18 protein-coding genes are annotated in these 18,688 nt (G+C 37.9%); 1 reads left to right on the plus strand and 17 read right to left on the minus strand.

What is annotated here, in order from left to right:
* The first annotated feature begins 12 nt into the window (after positions 1-12).
* Positions 13-1,242: a DUF438 domain-containing protein gene (locus tag C564_RS0109110; protein WP_018765100.1), complete on the plus strand. Its 1,230-nt coding sequence runs from the start codon at positions 13-15 to the stop codon at positions 1,240-1,242.
* A 93-nt stretch (positions 1,243-1,335) separates the two neighbouring features.
* Here the strand turns inward: C564_RS0109110 and C564_RS0109115 are convergent, their stop codons facing one another.
* From C564_RS0109115 to uvrA, 17 genes are all read right to left on the minus strand, one after another.
* A complete protein-coding gene (locus C564_RS0109115) occupies positions 1,336-1,593 on the minus strand; it encodes an HPr family phosphocarrier protein (protein ID WP_018765101.1) in 258 nt (85 codons plus the stop codon).
* Positions 1,594-1,616: 23 nt separating this feature from the next.
* Positions 1,617-2,567 (minus strand): DNA-binding protein WhiA, encoded by a 951-nt coding sequence (whiA, locus tag C564_RS0109120; protein WP_003201892.1) that lies wholly within the window; start codon positions 2,565-2,567, stop codon positions 1,617-1,619.
* Between the two features lie 87 nt (positions 2,568-2,654).
* Positions 2,655-3,608: a gluconeogenesis factor YvcK family protein gene (locus C564_RS0109125; RefSeq protein WP_003201891.1), complete on the minus strand. Its 954-nt coding sequence runs from the start codon at positions 3,606-3,608 to the stop codon at positions 2,655-2,657.
* 3 nt (positions 3,609-3,611) lie between these two features.
* On the minus strand, positions 3,612-4,493 hold the full coding sequence (gene rapZ / locus C564_RS0109130; protein ID WP_003201889.1) for an RNase adapter RapZ: 882 nt from the start codon (positions 4,491-4,493) through the stop codon (positions 3,612-3,614).
* A gap of 20 nt (positions 4,494-4,513) precedes the next feature.
* Positions 4,514-4,972 (minus strand): NUDIX hydrolase, encoded by a 459-nt coding sequence (locus tag C564_RS0109135; protein ID WP_001190078.1) that lies wholly within the window; start codon positions 4,970-4,972, stop codon positions 4,514-4,516.
* Positions 4,973-5,216: 244 nt separating this feature from the next.
* Positions 5,217-5,918, minus strand: coding sequence for a LutC/YkgG family protein (locus C564_RS0109140; protein ID WP_018765102.1), 702 nt, complete (start codon positions 5,916-5,918; stop codon positions 5,217-5,219).
* Positions 5,899-7,332, minus strand: coding sequence for a LutB/LldF family L-lactate oxidation iron-sulfur protein (locus tag C564_RS0109145; RefSeq protein WP_018765103.1), 1,434 nt, complete (start codon positions 7,330-7,332; stop codon positions 5,899-5,901). The genes C564_RS0109140 and C564_RS0109145 overlap by 20 nt, the downstream gene beginning before the upstream one ends.
* A gap of 16 nt (positions 7,333-7,348) precedes the next feature.
* Entirely contained in the window at positions 7,349-8,074 is a 726-nt protein-coding gene (locus tag C564_RS0109150; RefSeq protein WP_003201880.1) for a (Fe-S)-binding protein, read from the minus strand.
* 214 nt (positions 8,075-8,288) lie between these two features.
* Positions 8,289-9,098: a DUF368 domain-containing protein gene (locus C564_RS0109155; RefSeq protein WP_018765104.1), complete on the minus strand. Its 810-nt coding sequence runs from the start codon at positions 9,096-9,098 to the stop codon at positions 8,289-8,291.
* A 173-nt stretch (positions 9,099-9,271) separates the two neighbouring features.
* A complete protein-coding gene (trxB, locus tag C564_RS0109160; protein ID WP_003201876.1) occupies positions 9,272-10,228 on the minus strand; it encodes a thioredoxin-disulfide reductase in 957 nt (318 codons plus the stop codon).
* A gap of 77 nt (positions 10,229-10,305) precedes the next feature.
* A complete protein-coding gene (locus tag C564_RS0109165) occupies positions 10,306-11,817 on the minus strand; it encodes a tetratricopeptide repeat protein (protein WP_003201874.1) in 1,512 nt (503 codons plus the stop codon).
* A 131-nt stretch (positions 11,818-11,948) separates the two neighbouring features.
* Entirely contained in the window at positions 11,949-12,470 is a 522-nt protein-coding gene (locus tag C564_RS0109170) for an acyltransferase (protein WP_003201873.1), read from the minus strand.
* A gap of 21 nt (positions 12,471-12,491) precedes the next feature.
* A complete protein-coding gene (gene ppaX, locus C564_RS0109175; RefSeq protein ID WP_003201871.1) occupies positions 12,492-13,130 on the minus strand; it encodes a pyrophosphatase PpaX in 639 nt (212 codons plus the stop codon).
* 65 nt (positions 13,131-13,195) lie between these two features.
* Positions 13,196-14,008, minus strand: coding sequence for a prolipoprotein diacylglyceryl transferase (gene lgt, locus C564_RS0109180; protein WP_003201869.1), 813 nt, complete (start codon positions 14,006-14,008; stop codon positions 13,196-13,198).
* A gap of 23 nt (positions 14,009-14,031) precedes the next feature.
* Positions 14,032-14,961 (minus strand): HPr(Ser) kinase/phosphatase, encoded by a 930-nt coding sequence (gene hprK / locus C564_RS0109185; RefSeq protein WP_016112515.1) that lies wholly within the window; start codon positions 14,959-14,961, stop codon positions 14,032-14,034.
* 162 nt (positions 14,962-15,123) lie between these two features.
* The gene (locus tag C564_RS0109190; protein ID WP_018765105.1) at positions 15,124-15,498 is read right to left on the minus strand and encodes a phage holin family protein; all 375 of its coding nucleotides are present in this window, start codon (positions 15,496-15,498) and stop codon (positions 15,124-15,126) included.
* A gap of 318 nt (positions 15,499-15,816) precedes the next feature.
* Positions 15,817-18,687, minus strand: coding sequence for an excinuclease ABC subunit UvrA (gene uvrA, locus C564_RS0109195; protein ID WP_006096545.1), 2,871 nt, complete (start codon positions 18,685-18,687; stop codon positions 15,817-15,819).
* Position 18,688: the final 1 nt, after the last annotated feature.

Below are 18,688 nucleotides of genomic sequence, written 5' to 3' on the forward strand. Positions count from 1 at the left end.
AGGAGAATTCTTATGAGCGAAATCATTAATAACAGGGAACAAGAAAGTATAAATAACTCTGAACGACAAACAGTCTTAAAGACTATTATTAAAGATCTTCATAACGGAAAAAATATTGAAGATGTAACAGCTCAGTTTCAAGAAGCGATCGGAAATATTACCGTAGCAGAAATTTCAAAGCTCGAACAGGCACTTATGGAAGAAGAAGGAATTCCAGTTGAAGAAGTCCAACGCTTATGCTCCGTTCATACAGCTGTTTTTAAAGGATCCATTGAAGAAATTCATCAATCTAATAAACAAGAAGAGCAACCAGGCCATCCCATTCATACATTTAAAATGGAAAACAAAGAAATCGATCTACTTGTGAATTTCAAACTTCAACTTCACTATGAACGTTTTGAAAAAGAAGATAGCGAAGAAAATATTTATAAACTAATAGAAGACTTAAATTTATTAATCGATGTTGATAAACATTATAGCCGGAAAGAAAATCTACTTTTCCCTTATCTAGAGAAATACGGCATTTATGGACCAACTCAAGTTATGTGGGGCGTTGATGACAGAATTCGTGCTGCTATTAAAGAAGCAAAACAAAAATTAGTAAATTATAATCAAGATAAAAAATCAGTCTTAGACAGCGTTTCCTTCGTCATCCATGACGTAACTGAAATGATTTTTAAAGAAGAAAATATTTTATTTCCGATGGCCCTTCAAACTCTTACAGAAGATGAATGGCTAAAAATCGCTCATGAAAGTGATGAAATTGGCTACTGCTTAACAAGTCCTACAAGTACATGGAAACCAGAAAGAAATATGATCAAAGAAGAAGCCCTATCCGAAGGCCTGATTCGTTTTGAAACAGGTATATTATCTTTAAAACAGTTAGAACTAATGTTAAATCACTTACCTGTTGATATTACATTCATTGATGAAAATGATGTTGTGCGTTACTTCTCTCATGGAAAAGAACGAATCTTTGCTCGTACGAAAGCTGTCATTGATCGAACAGTGCAAAACTGTCATCCACCAAAAAGCGTTCATGTCGTTGAAAAGCTCTTAGAAGATTTCAAATCTGGAAAAAAAGATTGCGAAGATTTTTGGATTCAATTTCAAGATAAATATGTATATATTCGTTACTTCGCAGTGCGAAATGCAGATGGAAAATATATAGGAACTGTCGAATTCACACAAAACATTCAACCAATTCGTGAGCTCCAAGGAGAAAAACGGATTCTTTCATAATTTATATGAGAATGATAAAGTAAACTCATTGACGATTCAACACAACATATCGACCATTTACAGTAAAAAAGCTATCGCTACATGCGATAGCTTTTACTGTTTATTTTGCACATAAGCAGCCAACGCTTCTAAAGCAGCTTCTGCATCTGCCCCTTCTGTTATAATCGTTACGTTACTGCCAGATCCAATCGCTAAGCTCATAATTCCCATTATGCTCTTCGCATTGACTGTTTTACCATCTTTCTCAATGAAAATATCAGCATGAAAACGATTCGCCTCTTGTACAAACAACGCAGCCGGACGTGCTTGCAAGCCGTTTTTTAATGCAACCTCAACCTGTTTTTGAACCATAGCTCCATTTCTCCCCTTTACCGTTATTTTTTTGCTACCGGTTCCCCCGCGCGTAATTTCTCTGCAATTTCATCGATTTTACGCAAGCGATGATTAATACCTGATTTACTGATTTTCCCCCCAGATACCATCTCGCCTAATTCTTTCAATGTTACATCTTGATAATTAATACGTAATTGTGCAATCTCGCGCAGTTTATCTGGCAAGACATCCAGTCCCACCGTCTCATCAATGTAACGAATATTTTCGATTTGCCTTAAAGCAGCACCAATTGTTTTATTTAAATTAGCTGTTTCGCAATTCACTAAACGATTGACCGAATTACGCATATCGCGAACAATACGAATATCTTCAAATCTTAACAACGCATTATGTGCACCAATAATGTTTAAGAACTCCGTAATTTTCTCCGCTTCTTTTAAATACGTAATATACCCTTTACGCCTTTCCAACGTCTTACTATTTAAATCAAATCCGTTCATCAGTTCACATATAGAATCATTATGTTCCTTGTATAGCGAAAAGACCTCTAAATGATAAGATGATGTTTCTGGGTTATTTACTGAACCACCTGCTAAAAATGCACCTCTTAAATACGATCGTTTACAGCATTTCTTTTCAATCAATTCCTGTGAGATATTGCGAATAAATGAAAAGTCTTCTCTTACAATATGCAAATCTGCTAATATTTCACGTGATTTTTCAACAAGCCGAACGATATATACATTATTTTTCTTAAGTCGCATCTTTTTACGAACAAGTAATTCTACCGTTACGTCATATCCTTTTTTCAGCAATGTGTAAATTCTTCTGGCAATTGCTGCATTTTCTGTTTGAATATCAATCGAAAGACGACGGTTTGAAAAAGAAAGTGATCCGTTCATTCGAAGCAATGCTGATAACTCCGCTTTCTCACAGCACTCCTTCATCTCAAGCTTTGTCAGCTCTTTCTTTGTTTCTGATGCAAATGACACAGCCCCACCTCCTTATACGATATTTGGGAACAACAATTTTGTCCTATATGAATGAGTAGCGTTATCTCATAAAGAGATAACGCATGCTTATAACAACGAATATAAAATAGAAGCTAGTTTTAATGTATCATGTCTTACAACTTGATCATCATACTTTGCTAATTCATCTTGAATTAAACGAATCTTACTTTCAGCAAAACGATCTTCATCAACCACAACAGGTTCAGACAGCTCTTTTGCATACAGTTTACGTAATTCAGCAGGAATATCATGATTATTTACAATCGCTGTATCGATGAAAGGTGCTCCAAGATGATCATGCAAAGCTTGCACATGATCAAATGCTGTATACCCCATCGTTTCACCGGCTTGTGTCATGACATTACATACATATACCTTTTTCGCCTTTGCAGTAAGAACAGCGTCCCCGATTTTTTTCACGATTAAATTCGGTAAGATACTTGTATACAAACTACCAGGACCAAAAACAAGCAAATCAGCCCGCTGAATCTCCATCAATGTCTCAGACAGTGGTTCTACATCACCCGGTGTTAAAAACACACGATTAATCTTTTTCCCAAAATACGGGATTTTCGATTCGCCTGTTACAATTTGCCCATCTTCCAGTTCTGCATGAAGCACAACACTTTGGTTGGCCGCTGGTAAAACACGCCCTCTTACATTTAACACTTTACTCGTTTCTGTAATGGCATGGAAAAAGTCTCCTGTAATCGACGTCATCCCAGCTAGCAATAAATTACCTAATGCATGACCCGTTAAACCTTCTCCGGATGTAAAACGATGTTGAAATAAAGCTTCCACAAGCGGCTCTACATCTGATAACGCAACAAGTACGTTACGAATGTCGCCTGGTGGTGGAATTTCTAACTCATCACGCAATCTACCTGAACTGCCACCATCATCAGCTACTGTAACAACCGCTGTAATATCAACAGGATATTTCTTCAATCCTCTTAATAAAACAGATAGTCCAGTTCCTCCTCCCATGATGACAATTTTAGGTTTTCTCTCTTTTTTCATCCCCTAATGGCCCTTTCTCTTCTCCACATCACGATGAGATACATGAACGATATATTCTGGTTTCAAATGTTTTCCAAGGTATTCTGCAAGCGTAACAGAACGATGTTGCCCACCTGTACATCCAATTGCAATTACAAGTTGACTCTTACCTTCTCTTTTATAATGAGGAAGCATGAAAGTAATGAGATCCGTCAGCTTTTCTAAAAATTTATGTGTTTCATTAAATTTGAGCACATATGACGAAACTTCTTCATCCAGTCCTGTTAAAGGCTTCATCTGTGGAATATAATATGGATTTGGTAAAAAACGAACATCAAATACTAAATCAGCATCAATCGGAATACCGTACTTAAATCCAAATGACATCACATTTACACGAAACGCTTGCTCATTTTCTGTTGAAAACAGATGAACAATTTTCTCGCGCAATTCTTTCGGTTTTAACTCAGACGTATCGAGTACAATATTAGCTCTTGCCTTCATGTCTGTTAATAAATCACGCTCTGCCTCAATCCCTTTTAACGGCAAACCAGTCGGCGCAAGCGGATGCGAACGTCTCGTTTCTTTGTAACGCGTTACAAGCGTGCTATCTTTCGCATCTAAAAATAAAATATGAGGAATGATCCAAGTGCGTTCTGATAAATCATCAAGCGCTCCCCATAAATGTTCAAAAAATTCGCGGCCACGCAAATCAATACCAAGTGCCACTTTATTCATTTTCCCTTTCGAATCTGCCATAAGTTCAACAAACTTCGGCAATAACATCGGTGGTAAGTTATCTACACAAAAATATCCTAAATCTTCAAAACTTTGTAAGGCTACTGTTTTTCCTGCACCGGACATTCCTGTAATAATTACCATTTTAATATCATTATTCGCTGTCATTGTATCCCCTCCTTGACGGTTTAGCTCGGATCCAATCGATATGAAAGTAATTCAAAATCTGGTGTATATACAAACGTACCGTAGATTATTCCATTTCCTTTAATTAAATAATCAATAATGTGATAATCTCCTGGTGCCATTGCTAACTCATCAATTTTATCAAATGTATGCCAGCCAATGATGCCTTCTTCGCTTTCCAATTTGTTTTCTCCTGCAAAATCTGTCGCTAAAAAGGAGAACATCATCCATTCAGAAACAACTTTATCACCTTCTTGAATGACAAAAGTGAAGACCCCCTTTAACGCTGGGTTCTTTAAATAAATACCTGTTTCTTCACGATATTCGCGAACAACGGAATCTCTTACTGTTTCACCGCGTTCCATTTTCCCGCCCGGTGCAACCCACCAGTTCCGACGAGGTTTTTGTAATAGGAGAACTTCATTATCTTTGATTAACACACAGTTTGTTACTCTTTGCATGTTTCTTCACCTCAGCTACTTATGATGAATTTCTTCATCACATACTCATTTCATTATACTATCAAAAACACTTTGTCACAATGAAGGAGCTCCCGGCCTAAAGAAACAAAAAAACGATGGAAATTAATTCCCATCGCTGTTGGATTACAAAATAGAATCCCTCACAATTGGCATATCTTATACGCAATATACAAAGATCAAGTCAAATCTTTTAACTCATTATTTGGTAAGGAGACGTAAATCCTTATTGATCATCCACAATAATATACGCTGTTCTGATTGGCCCATGTACACCTACGACGAGATTCATTTCAATATCTGCACTATTTGACGGACCAGAAACGAAATTCACACAAGCTGGCAATTTGTCTCCCGCTTTATTTTGATAGTGAATGACTTTTGTAGCCTGGGTTAACCTTGGCACAATCGTACTTTTAGGAACAATTGCAATATATGACTCAGGAAGAAGACTAACGTGCCTTCCTTTTAATCCATCATTAAATAGAACAACGGTTCCTGATTCAGCAAGAGCGATATCACTGAACGTAATGCCAAGGTCAGCAGCTTTCGCAAATTCTATGTTCTCTTCTTTATGATCTAAGCCCCACTTACGAAAATGCATTGTACCTTCATTGCTTAAAAATTGACTGAGACCATATTCCTCAAACCGTTCATCATCAGAATACACAGCAGATTGAATATTCCATTCTGTGAGAAAAGATTGTAATGTTTCAACAAGCCTGGCCTTTGTTGTTCGCTTAACTTGTGTATGGATTACCTCGCATTGCTCTATTAATTTCAATACAAGTTCATCTTGTGTTAATCCGTCAAAAACAGTCCACTGCGGAGAAAAAGACCAGTTCGGTTTTTTTACTGCTTCCGGACGTTTTCTGCCAAGCTTTTCTGATAATTGGAATAAAAATTCCTCACGATTTTGGATGGCCATTATCGTTCTCCTTTTCACGTTTTTTAAACCAATCTCTAAACGGTTGTTTTTCTGGAACTGGAAAATCTCTCGCATCCGTCCAAGCTTTTAACGGACCGATTCCACGCTCGATCTTGTCCCCTTTTATAAGAGGCTTTAATGCATACGGAGCGGTCTTTGCAGCAAGAGAAAATAATCTGGAGCTATTCACCGCTTTTTCAAAACCTTTCATAGCAACGTTCCAAGCCACAGGTGATTGTTTCGCTTCTTCTACAATGTGGCGGCGATGTTTAATTAATAAATCGTGTAACGGTATTTTCACTGGACACGCTTCTGTACAAGCTCCACAAAGGCTAGATGCATAAGGTAAATCTTTATATTCATCATATCCTCCTAAAAGTGGTGTCAACACAGCTCCAATCGGTCCTGGATAAATGGAGCCATACGCATGTCCACCGATATGCCGATATATGGGACATACATTAATACATGCCGCACAGCGAATGCACTGAAGGATACTTTGAAATTCTGTTCCTAAAATATTAGAACGACCATTATCAACAATGACTAAATGAAACTCCTCAGGTCCGTCTGTCCCACCGGGCTCGGTTAACCCTGTAATATAACTTGTTAACTTTTGTCCTACAGAACTTCGGCATAGAAGTGTTACTAATACATCAAGCTCTTCCCATGTTGGAACAATACGTTCCATTCCCATAACTGTAATTAACGTTTTCGGAAGCGTCGTGGTAAGTCTTGCATTTCCTTCGTTTGCCACGATAGAAATAGACCCAGACTCTGCAACAGCAAAGTTACATCCTGTCACCCCTACATCCGCTGTAAAGAAATCATCACGCAAATAATCCCTTACAAACCTCGCCATTTCCGTAGGATCAGATGTTCCAGTATAATCTAACTTTGTTTTAAATATTTCACAAATGTGTTCTTTATCCTTATGAAGACACGGAACAACAATATGTGATGGAGGATCGTGGTCATTCACTTGCAGAATAAATTCGGCAAGGTCCGTTTCTAACACTTCTCCTCCAGCCTCTTCAATCGCTTCATTTAAACTAATCTCTTCCGTTACCATAGATTTTGATTTCACAATTTTTTTCGCGTTTTTCTTTTTTACAATCCCTTTTACATATTCCCTTGCGTCTTCTGCAGTCTTTGCAAAATAAACAAAACCACCATTTTTCTCAATATTTTCACTCAGTTGATACAAATAATAATCAAGGTTTTCTAATGTATGCTTTCGAATTTCTTCCCCTAAAGCTCGCCATTCCTCCCAATTCCCAAGACTCTCAGTAGCTTTTAATTTCTTGCCTCTAAGACCATCTTGCGCTTTCCTGACAGCCTGTCTCATGAATTGATCCCCTATACCTGTTTCAGCACGCTTATGAAAAGGATCATTCCCAATTTTCATTCCCATCTTTATATCCCCCCTCTTATTTTCGATCTTCATTTAATACTTGAGCAATATGTTTTACATCAATTGGATAACCATTGCGTGTTAAACGTCCTTTTATATTCATTAAGCAGCTACAATCCATCCCGATTAACAGTTCTGCACCGGTTTCCATAATATGCTTTACTTTTTCATCGACCATTTGCTCAGAGATTTCTGGCATTTTCACTGAGAATGTGCCCCCAAATCCACAGCAATCATAATTATGTGGTAACGAAACAACTTCCAGTCCCTTTACACATTTTAATAATTTTTGCGGCGGTTCCTTAATCCCCATTAATCGGCTCATATGGCAAGATGTATGAACCGTTGCTTTTTTATGAAGCTCCGCACCTAAGTCTTCTTTCCCTAATACTTCAACAAGAAACTGTGTGAATTCATATGTTTTATTTGCAAGTTCAGTAGCTTTTTTCTTCCACTCTGCTTCACTTTCAGAAAATAAACTAGAAAACTCGTGAACCATCATAGCGCAAGATCCTGATGGCGCTACAACATATTCCGAATTAGCAAAAGCTTTAATCATATGTTTTGCAGCTGTTTTTGTTTCTTTATGATAACCGCTATTATAAGCAGGCTGTCCGCAGCAGGTTTGGTCTTTAGGGAAATCAACTTCACACCCTAAATCTTCAAGAATTTCCACAACATCTTTTCCTACTTCTGGATAAAAAACATCTGCAACACAAGTGATAAATATTGACACTTTCATATTTGACACCCCCAAATAAAGTAAAGTAGCCCATCATGAATTGTACTTTTACAGGTGGTTTACTTTCCTACCAAATGTTAAGGGGCAAGATAAAGCAGAAAAGTAAGCTCAAGTAACTTTTTCACCAAAACGATCGCTTTCGTATATTCTTGGTAAAAAATACAAAAAATATAAATACAAATAACAAAAAAAGTGATTGAGAGCTATCTCTCAATCACTTTTTCTTACTAAAATACGATACAATCGCAAATCCTAAAATAAACGTAATAATAGAACTTACAATCGACATACCACCGGCTGGAATCCCAGGAAACACTACTGCAATCGATCCGATGACAAGCCCAATAATTGCAGCGAATGTTGCACTTTTAAAATGTGCTAATAAGTAGCTAATCCCTTTACTACTCACCACAAATCCAACCATAACACCTGCACCAATGACTGCAATTAGCGGTAGGTTTAATGTTGTTAATGCATTAATCGCTGTTGGATATACACCAATGATTAATAAAATAAATGATCCGCTAATCCCTGGAAGTAGCATAGCCATACTCGCCATCCATCCTGCCAAAAATAGCCCAATTGTATTTAAAATTGTTAACATAGTAATTGGATCTGCCGCTTTATCTGGCTTAAAGAATGCTGTTACAGCTACAAGAGCCGCTGCAACGATTAGTATAACAATATGTCCTGCTTTAAATGTTTCCTTTGCATTCGCTTCCTTCATTAACATTGGTAAAATACTTAAAATTAAACCAAGGAAGAAAAACTGTGTTGGCTCATAATGATATTCCAGCAAATACTTAATCACATGACTTAATGTTAAAAGTGCCACCGCCACACCAGCAGCAAGCGGAATTAAAAAGCCTAAATGTTTTTTCCATTCACGACTAAAGAATCCGCTAATTGCCGCAAGCAATCTTTCATAAATCCCTAGTACAACAGCAATTGTCCCGCCGCTTACACCAGGAATTAAATCACTAACTCCCATACAAAAACCACGATATATATTACGCCATTCCATACTGAATAAACTCCTCATTTCCCATAATCATTTTTTCCGTAGATTCTAGTATAACAATAACCATTTGTGTGCTCCATGAGAAATTTGACAAATATTTTACATTCCAAACGAAAAATAAAGAAAGCTACCTTCTATACGAAGGTAGCTTTCTTCTTCGAAAAGGATTTACATCCTTATTTTTCTGTTACAGTTTTTAATTCCTCTAACAACTCTTCTACGTAGTGCTGTGCACTTTGTGCTGCAATACTGCCATCGCCAGTTGCAGTTACAATTTGACGAAGCATCTTTTCGCGAACATCACCAGCTGCGAAAATACCAGGAACTTTTGTTTCCATGCGTTCGTTTGTTTCGATATAACCATTTTCATTTGTAATGCCCAGCTCAGTAAATGGTTTTGATAATGGTAACATTCCGATATAGATAAAAGCACCGTCTGCCTTAAATTCTTGTTCTTCACCAGTGTTAACATCTACAAGTGTTACACTACCTACCTTACCATTCTCTTCGTTAATTTCTTTTACAGTATGATTCCAAATGAAGTCCACTTTCTCATTTTGGAAAGCACGGTCTTGAAGAATTTTCTGTGCGCGAAGAGCATCACGACGGTGAACGATTGTTACTTTTGATGCGAAACGTGTTAAATACACACCTTCTTCAACAGCAGAATCTCCGCCGCCAATAACAACAAGTTCTTTCCCTTTAAAGAAAGCGCCGTCACATACCGCGCAATATGATACACCACGGCCGCCAAGTTCTTTTTCACCTGGTACACCGATCTTTTTATACTCTGCACCACTTGCAACGATAATTGCGCGTGTTTTGTATTCTTTTTTACCAGCTACAACTGTTTTGTATTCTTTGCCATCGATGACTTCTTTCACATCACCATATGCATATTCAGCACCGAATTTCTTCGCATGCTCGAACATTTTATTTGATAAATCGGGTCCTAAAATAGATTCATAACCTGGATAGTTTTCTACATCTTCTGTGTTTGCCATTTGTCCGCCTGGAATACCACGTTCAAGCATAAGCGTGCTTAAATTTGCACGAGACGTATACACTGCAGCTGTCATCCCAGCTGGCCCAGCACCAATAATAATGACATCATAAATTTTTTCTTCTGACACACTATTCACTCCTATTCATTCCTACCATAACTTACCCTCATTATACTGTTAGCATCTGTTTTTTCCCAATGATTTGCCTACGCGTGAGTACGCTTTACTACTTGCACATATTTTCTCACAGTTGCCACAGATACATTATATATATTTCCAAGTTCGGCCTGTGTCATTTTATTTCTCTGCTCTCCGCGCACAATATACTCGATTGCCGCAGACCAACCAAACACGTTTGTAAATACCGTCCCAGATGTATATAGGCGTATAAAAGTACAAAACCAAAAATGTAAGCACTCTTCAATCAATTCATCTTCTTTATTTGTATAGTTATATAAGGCATCCGCAATCCGAATACATTGTTCAAACGGTTGTAACTCGCTCGGAATACTCTTATGACTGCTCATTAAAAAGAAGTATTTTGCCAGTTGCGAAACAATTGGCACACGATTTTTCGCCTGCGTCACATCAAAGAAAAAGCCAATCTTCTCAGGTGTTGTTAATTCATTCATTAAATACAGTGCTAACATTTGCTCTTCTAACGTTGTACTTTGCTGGAAAGATTTCCTCAGCTCTTCAAACAAAACATTCTGTCCTTCATCAGCTAAATGCAGGGCATTCCACGGCTCTTTCCCTTTTTTATCAGGGTGTAATTCTACAACAGATTGCCACATCTTTTCCGCTGTCTGTTGATCTTTTATCATATAAGCAGAGTATGCAAACCAATAGTAAAAGCTGACATCTCCTTCATAACCTTGACGCTTTAATAACCTTAACCATTTATATGCCGATGCAAAGTGACCAATTGTCGCGAATGTTGTTCCTAGCTTTAATCGATGCTCAAATGACATCGGATATACGGATTCTAGTTGCTTCGCTAACGCTTCTACTTGCTTATGCTCTCCAATTGAATATAGAAAAATAAGCGTATTACATAACGCATGCATATTACCAGGATTTTTCTCTAAAATCATCTCTGTTAACTTTAATGCTTTATCTACATTTCCTAACTGAAAATGAGCAATTGCTAAATTATTATAACCCGACCAAAATTCCGGATAATCTTTCGTAACAACTTCAAGTGTAGCAATTGCTTCTTCTAATTGTCCGTTGCGAATATAACGGTTCGCTTGTTCCTGCATGACAATTAACTCATCTTCATCTTCAAACTCTTCCGCATCCATTGATTCTTCTTCCATAATTTCAAGCAATTCTAACGTCTCTTCCACAAATTCCTTCTCTGTAGCTATCTCTAAATATTGCTCCGCATACTTCTTCGCCTGCTGAAACAAGCCAAGATATGCGTAATTATTTGCTACAAAATAATAGCACTGTTCAATATTAGAATTCGAACGAATCAGTTTCAAGAAAATTTGATTTGATTCTTGATACTCACCGACTTCCGATAATACCGTAGCTAATTGACATAAAATAAACGGCTCTTTCTCACTTTGTGCCGCTCTTCGAAAATATTTAATCGCATCTTGTAATTTATGATTGCGATAAGACTTCATCCCTTTTTTATAAAAGAAATCAGCTAATTGATTAAAAGAGATAACTTGTCCGTTCTCCTTAAATATTCTTTGATTTTTCCCCATATATCCTCCAGTTTTTTGTTTTCTTCGTTCATACCTTCTTCTATTTATAAGTATAAACGATTCCGTAAAAAACAAAACAGTATATTATAATCAATTATTTCCTTTTTATTCATAAAAAGAGAAGGGAAATGTTACATTTTTAACATTGACTTTCTCCTCTCTGCCATCTCTTCCTTCGTATAAATGATACGCATTGGATTTCCACCTACAAAAGCACCGCTTGGTACATCACGGTGAACAAGCGTACCTGCTGAAACAATAGCACCGTCCCCAATCTTCACACCTGGCAATACAGTGGAATTTGCTCCAATCATCACTTCATTCCCTATGATTACTTCTCCAAGACGATATTCCGTAATTAAATATTCGTGAGCTAAAATCGTTGTATTGTAGCCAATTATTGAATTTGCTCCAACTGTAATCTTTTCTGGAAACATAGTATCAGGCATAGCCATAAGTGCAAATGATGTTTGCTCTCCGACTTTCATCCGTAAAAACGTGCGATACAACCAGTTCTTCACGGATAAAAATGGCGTATAGCGTGCAATTTGAATAACAATAAAATTTTTCATTACCTTAAAGAAGGATACTGTTTTATACACATTCCATAATGAATTTGCTCCTGAAACAGGGTAGCGCGTTGTCCGTCGCACTTTGCTCTCTCCCCTTATCTACTATTCAGACAAAATGGATAATAAATCACTCATTCTATCTAGTACATAATCCGGCTTATACGATTCTAAGTACTCTCTACCTTTAATCGTCCATGCCACTGCCGCTGTTTTCGTACCTGCGTTTTGTCCGCCTACTATATCATGATGGTTATCACCAACCATTAATGTTTCTTCCGGTTTTGCATCCAATAGTTTCAATGCTTTTTGAATGGGTTCTGGATGTGGTTTCACGTGTTCTACATCATCAATTGTTACAACAACATCAAAGAACTCCTTTAATTTTGAAAGCTTTAAACCCATTTCTACTGTTTGTCTCGCCTTCGTGGTCACAATTCCAATTTTATAACCTTGTTTCTTTAATTCCTGAACGGTTTCATAGACAGTTTCATATTCTTCCACTAGTTCATCATGATGGTCATGATTAAACTGACGATAGCACTGAATCATCTCATCTACCTTGCCCTCATCCATTGAACGAAACGTCTCATGCAAAGATGGACCGATAAATGGCAATATATCTTCGCGCTTATACTGATCTGGATAGTACTTATTTAACGTGTGTAAAAAAGAAGAAATAATAAGTTCATTTGTATTTATTAATGTTCCATCTAAATCAAATAACACTGTATTTATTTTCATATGCTCGATCCTTTCACTGCCTGAATATGAAAGAAGCAGCATCTCATATAAGATGCTACTTTTCTCTAGTTTTCTGAATATCTTTTATCAGCTTGCCCCATTATACGTCTCACAATAATGAAAATGATAGAAATAACAACAAGCCCGATGGACATCACTTGCGCAATGCGAAGCGGTCCTAACATTAAGCTATCCGTACGTAAGCCTTCCACAAAGAAACGTCCAACTGAATACCAAATTAAATACGTAAAGAATAATTCACCACGGCGTAAATTCGCTTTGCGTAATAACAATAATAGAATTACACCTGCAAAATTCCATAATGATTCATATAAGAACGTTGGATGATAATATACACCATCAATATACATTTGATTCACAATAAACTCTGGTAAATGTAAGCCTTCTAAAAACTGTCTTGTTACCTCACCGCCGTGAGCCTCTTGGTTCATAAAGTTCCCCCATCGGCCAATTGCTTGTCCAAGAAGAATACTTGGTGCTGCAATATCAGCCAGCTTCCAGAAGGAAATACCGCGTTTTTTCGCAAAGAAAATCCCCGTAATCACCGCTCCGATTAAACCACCATGAATCGCCAATCCACCTTGACGAATATTAATAATTTGCCTTGGGTCTTGCACATAATATTCCCACTCAAAAATAACATAGTATGCGCGTGCGCAAATAATCGCAATTGGTACCGCAATTAAAACAAGATCGACAAAAGTATCTTTTGGAATACCTAATCGTTCACCCTCGCGCGTAGCTAGCCAAAGTCCAAGCAAAACACCTGTCCCAATAATAATCCCATACCAATAGACTGGGAACGGTCCAAGTTGAATCGCTACACGATCTAGCTGTGGTACAGAACCTAACAGCATATGTATGACCTCTCTCTCCTAATTTATTCTTGATTTCCTAGTTCAATCGCACTCATTAAGCGCTCAGAAAATTGTTGTGCTGCATTGACTCCCATTCGTTTTAATCTGAAGTTCATTGCTGCTACTTCAATAATAACAGCCAAGTTTCGGCCAGGACGAACTGGAAGTGTAATCTTCGTAAGTTCTGTATCTATAATTTTCATTTTCTCTTCATCAAGACCTAGACGATCATAGTTTTTCTTTTGATCCCAAATCTCAAGATTAATCACAAGTGTAATACGCTTGTAGTTTCGCACAGCCCCTGCACCAAATAACGTCATGACGTTAATGATACCTAGACCACGAATTTCTAGTAAATGCTCAATTAAATCTGGTGAGCTTCCTACTAACGTATCTTCATCTTCTTGACGAATTTCTACGCTATCATCCGCAACTAAGCGGTGACCGCGTTTAACAAGTTCAAGTGCTGTTTCACTTTTCCCGACGCCACTTTGACCTGTAATTAAAACACCAACGCCGTAAATATCTACTAATACACCGTGAACGGCAGTTGTTGGTGCTAACTTACCTTCTAAATAATTTGTTAAACGACTTGATAGTCTTGTCGTCGTTTGGGAAGAGCGTAAAAGAGGCACACCAAACTCACGTGATGCTTGCAATAATTCTCCAGGTACATCTTGACTACGCGTTACGATAATACACGGCGTTTCTTCTGTACAAAGAGCTGTCATTCTTTCTTGCTTTTGCTCAGTTGTTAATGTATCAAAAAAAGTAAGCTCCGTTTTTCCAAGAAGCTGTACGCGATCTGCTGGATAATATGTAAAGAATCCTGCCATTTCAATTCCAGGTCGCGATAAATCACTTGTATCAATTGGACGATGAATTCCTTCCTCACCACTTACTAATTCCAATTGAAATTGCTCAATTAAATCTTTTGTCCTTACTTTCGGCATATGTAAACCTCCACTCCGCTGCGGGTTCATTCTCATTTGATGTAAAATTCCATTCTAACCGATATTGTACCATTTTTTTCTGAAAACAAGAAATATGGTTTCTACTAAATAGAAAAAAACATTTCATGAGATTCATGAAATGTTTTTCTTTTTGTCATTTTTCTATTTTTTCTCAGATAATGGCTCGACAATTACTTTATCAATCAGCATATTTAAAATAGAAATACAAATTGCCGCAAGAATTGCTACACCAAATCCTGATATGTTAAAAGCATCACCTAACAAAGAATCTGTCATCTCTAATGTAATTGCATTAATTACAATTAGGAAGAAACCAAATGTTAAAACAGTAATCGGTAACGTAATTAAAATTAATAACGGTTTTACAAATACATTTAAAATCGACAAAATAACGCTCGCGATAATCGCGGTTTGTATGTTTTCTATGTAAAATGCGTCTGGTGCAATTCCCTTTAGAAGACCTGATACAACAATTAATACGACGCTATTCACAAGAAGTGATAGAATCCATCTCATTTTCTTACACATCCTTTTGATATATATACTTAATCATACGCTAATGGATAGCAAACGCCAAGTAACCATAAAAAAAAGCGAGGGAAAACCTTTCTTTTTTTTGGGAAGAGAGCATCCACCCATGCATAGGAGGTTCGCTCCATGCCATGTGAAAACAGAGGGAGGAAATGAGTAGGAGTCTCCTTTTGGCTTCGTAGCCGTGATTTGTATGCTGAAAATCGAAATAAGTCTATATAACAACTTATTCCAGCCCTTATACTTGTATACCTGTCACGCTAAATCCTCTCCCAAACAAAAACAAGGAGCTAGCCAATTGGCTTAGCTCCCTACCTCAACCTCATTCATCTTCTCTTTCATACGAGCCGTATCACGCTCTAAAATCTCTTTTAAATACTTCCCTGTATAGGAACGCTCTTCTTTTACAACTTGCTCCGGCGTACCTGACGCAATGATTTGACCACCTTTGTCTCCGCCTTCTGGACCAAGGTCAACAATGTAATCTGCTGTCTTAATTACATCTAGGTTATGCTCGATAACAAGCACAGTTTCCCCACTTTCAACAAGGCGCTGTAATACTTCTAGAAGTCGTGCAATATCATGTGCATGTAAGCCGGTTGTCGGCTCATCTAAAATATATAACGTACGACCTGTAGAACGACGATGTAATTCAGATGCAAGTTTCACACGCTGCGCTTCACCACCCGATAATGTAGTAGCCGGCTGCCCTAATTTCATATAGCCCAGCCCTACATCTACAAGCGTCTGCAACTTCCGTTTAATTTTCGGGATGTTGGCAAAGAATTCTACCCCATCTTCAATCGTCATTCCTAGTACTTCAGAAATGTTCTTATCTTTATATTTCACTTCTAACGTTTCACGATTATAACGTTTTCCATGACATACTTCACATGGAACATATACATCCGGTAAGAAATGCATTTCAATTTTAATAATCCCATCACCGCGGCAAGCCTCACAACGGCCACCTTTCACGTTAAAACTAAAACGTCCCTTTTGATACCCACGTACTTTTGCTTCATTTGTTTGCGCAAACACATCACGGATATCATCGAAAACGCCTGTGTATGTTGCTGGATTCGAGCGCGGTGTACGTCCGATTGGTGATTGATCAATATCAATAACTTTATCTAAATGCTCAAGGCCTTTAATTTCCTTATGAGCTCCTGGCTTACTTTTCGCCTTATATAATTTCTGTGCTAACGATTTATATAGAACTTCATTGATCATCGTACTTTTTCCTGATCCAGATACGCCGGTTACTGCTACAAATGTCCCAAGCGGGAATGACATCTTCGCATTTTTTAAGTTATTTTCTTTTGCACCAATAATCTCGACCTTACGCCCATCCCCTTTACGTCTCTCAAGTGGGACCGGAATAAATTTCTTACCGCTTAAATATTGCCCTGTTAATGAATTATCATCATTCATTACTTCATCTGGCGAGCCAGATGACACAACTTGCCCACCATGAATTCCTGCGCCAGGGCCAATATCAAGTAAATAATCGGCCGCCATCATTGTATCTTCATCATGTTCAACAACGATTAGCGTATTTCCTAAATCACGCATTTCCTGTAGTGTACGAATCAGGCGATCATTGTCACGCTGATGTAAACCGATAGAAGGTTCATCAAGAATATACAATACACCAGTTAAACGAGAACCAATTTGCGTTGCAAGACGAATACGCTGTGCTTCCCCACCTGATAATGTTCCTGCTGCACGGCTTAATGTTAAATAATCAAGTCCAACGTTAATTAAGAAACTTACGCGCTCTTTAATTTCACGTAAAATTAAACGAGCAATCTTTTCTTGTTTTTCTGTCAGCTCAATGCCCTCGAAGAAATCATAAACTTCTTGAACAGAGTACTTCGTTACATCCGCAATCGTTTTTCCGCCAACAAAAACAGCTAAGCTTTCTGGCTTCAAGCGGCCGCCCTTACATTTCGGACACGCCTGCTCCGCCATATACTTCTCCATTTGTTCACGAATGTAATCAGAACTTGTTTCACGGTAGCGACGTTCAATATTTGGAATAACTCCTTCAAATAAAATATCACTTTCTTTCACTTGTCCAAAGTCATTCACATAACGGAAATAAACCTTCTCTTCTCCACTTCCGTACAACACTTTATCAAATAACTCTTTCGGTATATCCTTCACAGGCATATCCATATCAATGCCGTAATGATTACACACAGATTGCAGCAATTGCGGATAATATTGCGAACTAGTCGGTTCCCAAGGGGCAATCGCATGCCCATTTAACGATAAATCCCAATTTGGAATTACAAGTTCTAAATCTACCTCTAATTTTGAGCCAAGCCCATCACAAGACGGACACGCACCAAATGGGCTATTGAAAGAGAACATACGAGGTTCTAATTCACCGATCGAAAAACCACAATGCGGGCAAGCATGATGCTCACTAAATAAAAGCTCCTCTTCTCCAATCACATCGATTAATACACGACCTCCACCTAGTTTCAATGCACTTTCAAGAGAATCTGCAAGGCGGCTTGCAACCCCTTCTTTCACAACGATACGGTCAATTACGACTTCAATGGAATGCTTCTTGTTTTTATCTAACGTAATTTCTTCAGACACATCAAGCATTTCTCCATCAACACGAACGCGAACATAACCTTGTTTCTTTATATCCTCTAATACTTTCACGTGTGCACCTTTACGACCTGATACAATCGGTGCTAACACTTGTAATTTCGTGCGCTCTGGATATTCCAAAACACGGTCTACCATTTGTTCTACCGTTTGTGATGTAATTTCAATCCCGTGGTTCGGACAGATTGGTGTCCCAATACGCGCAAATAATAGGCGTAAATAATCATAAATCTCTGTCACCGTTCCGACTGTTGAACGCGGGTTACGACTCGTCGTTTTTTGATCAATTGAAATTGCTGGTGATAACCCTTCAATTGTATCCACATCCGGTTTATCCATTTGCCCTAAAAATTGGCGCGCATACGCGGATAAAGACTCCACGTATCTGCGCTGCCCTTCGGCATAAATCGTATCAAATGCTAATGATGATTTCCCTGAACCAGACAGACCTGTCACAACAACGAGCTGATTTCTCGGAATGGTTACATCAATATTTTTCAAGTTATGCGCCCTCGCACCTTTTACAACGATAAAATCTTTGCTCACT

The sequence above is a fragment of the Bacillus sp. 105MF genome (assembly GCF_000374885.1).
Taxonomy (GTDB): Bacteria; Bacillota; Bacilli; order Bacillales; family Bacillaceae_G; genus Bacillus_A; species Bacillus_A pseudomycoides.

Excerpts from the sequence above, each read along its gene's own strand:
- C564_RS0109165 (WP_003201874.1), bottom strand. The coding sequence starts at position 11,817 with ATGGGGAAAAATCAAAGAATATTTAAGGAGAACGGACAAGTTATCTCT.
- C564_RS0109125 (WP_003201891.1), bottom strand. The coding sequence starts at position 3,608 with ATGAAAAAAGAGAGAAAACCTAAAATTGTCATCATGGGAGGAGGAACT.
- C564_RS0109115 (WP_018765101.1), bottom strand. The coding sequence starts at position 1,593 with ATGGTTCAAAAACAGGTTGAGGTTGCATTAAAAAACGGCTTGCAAGCA.
- C564_RS0109140 (WP_018765102.1), bottom strand. The coding sequence starts at position 5,918 with ATGGCCATCCAAAATCGTGAGGAATTTTTATTCCAATTATCAGAAAAG.
- rapZ (WP_003201889.1), bottom strand. The coding sequence starts at position 4,493 with ATGACAGCGAATAATGATATTAAAATGGTAATTATTACAGGAATGTCC.
- C564_RS0109110 (WP_018765100.1), top strand. The coding sequence starts at position 13 with ATGAGCGAAATCATTAATAACAGGGAACAAGAAAGTATAAATAACTCT.
- C564_RS0109150 (WP_003201880.1), bottom strand. The coding sequence starts at position 8,074 with ATGAAAGTGTCAATATTTATCACTTGTGTTGCAGATGTTTTTTATCCA.
- C564_RS0109145 (WP_018765103.1), bottom strand. The coding sequence starts at position 7,332 with ATGGGAATGAAAATTGGGAATGATCCTTTTCATAAGCGTGCTGAAACA.
- lgt (WP_003201869.1), bottom strand. The coding sequence starts at position 14,008 with ATGCTGTTAGGTTCTGTACCACAGCTAGATCGTGTAGCGATTCAACTT.
- C564_RS0109190 (WP_018765105.1), bottom strand. The coding sequence starts at position 15,498 with ATGAGATGGATTCTATCACTTCTTGTGAATAGCGTCGTATTAATTGTT.
- C564_RS0109135 (WP_001190078.1), bottom strand. The coding sequence starts at position 4,972 with ATGCAAAGAGTAACAAACTGTGTGTTAATCAAAGATAATGAAGTTCTC.
- C564_RS0109155 (WP_018765104.1), bottom strand. The coding sequence starts at position 9,098 with ATGGAATGGCGTAATATATATCGTGGTTTTTGTATGGGAGTTAGTGAT.
- hprK (WP_016112515.1), bottom strand. The coding sequence starts at position 14,961 with ATGCCGAAAGTAAGGACAAAAGATTTAATTGAGCAATTTCAATTGGAA.
- ppaX (WP_003201871.1), bottom strand. The coding sequence starts at position 13,130 with ATGAAAATAAATACAGTGTTATTTGATTTAGATGGAACATTAATAAAT.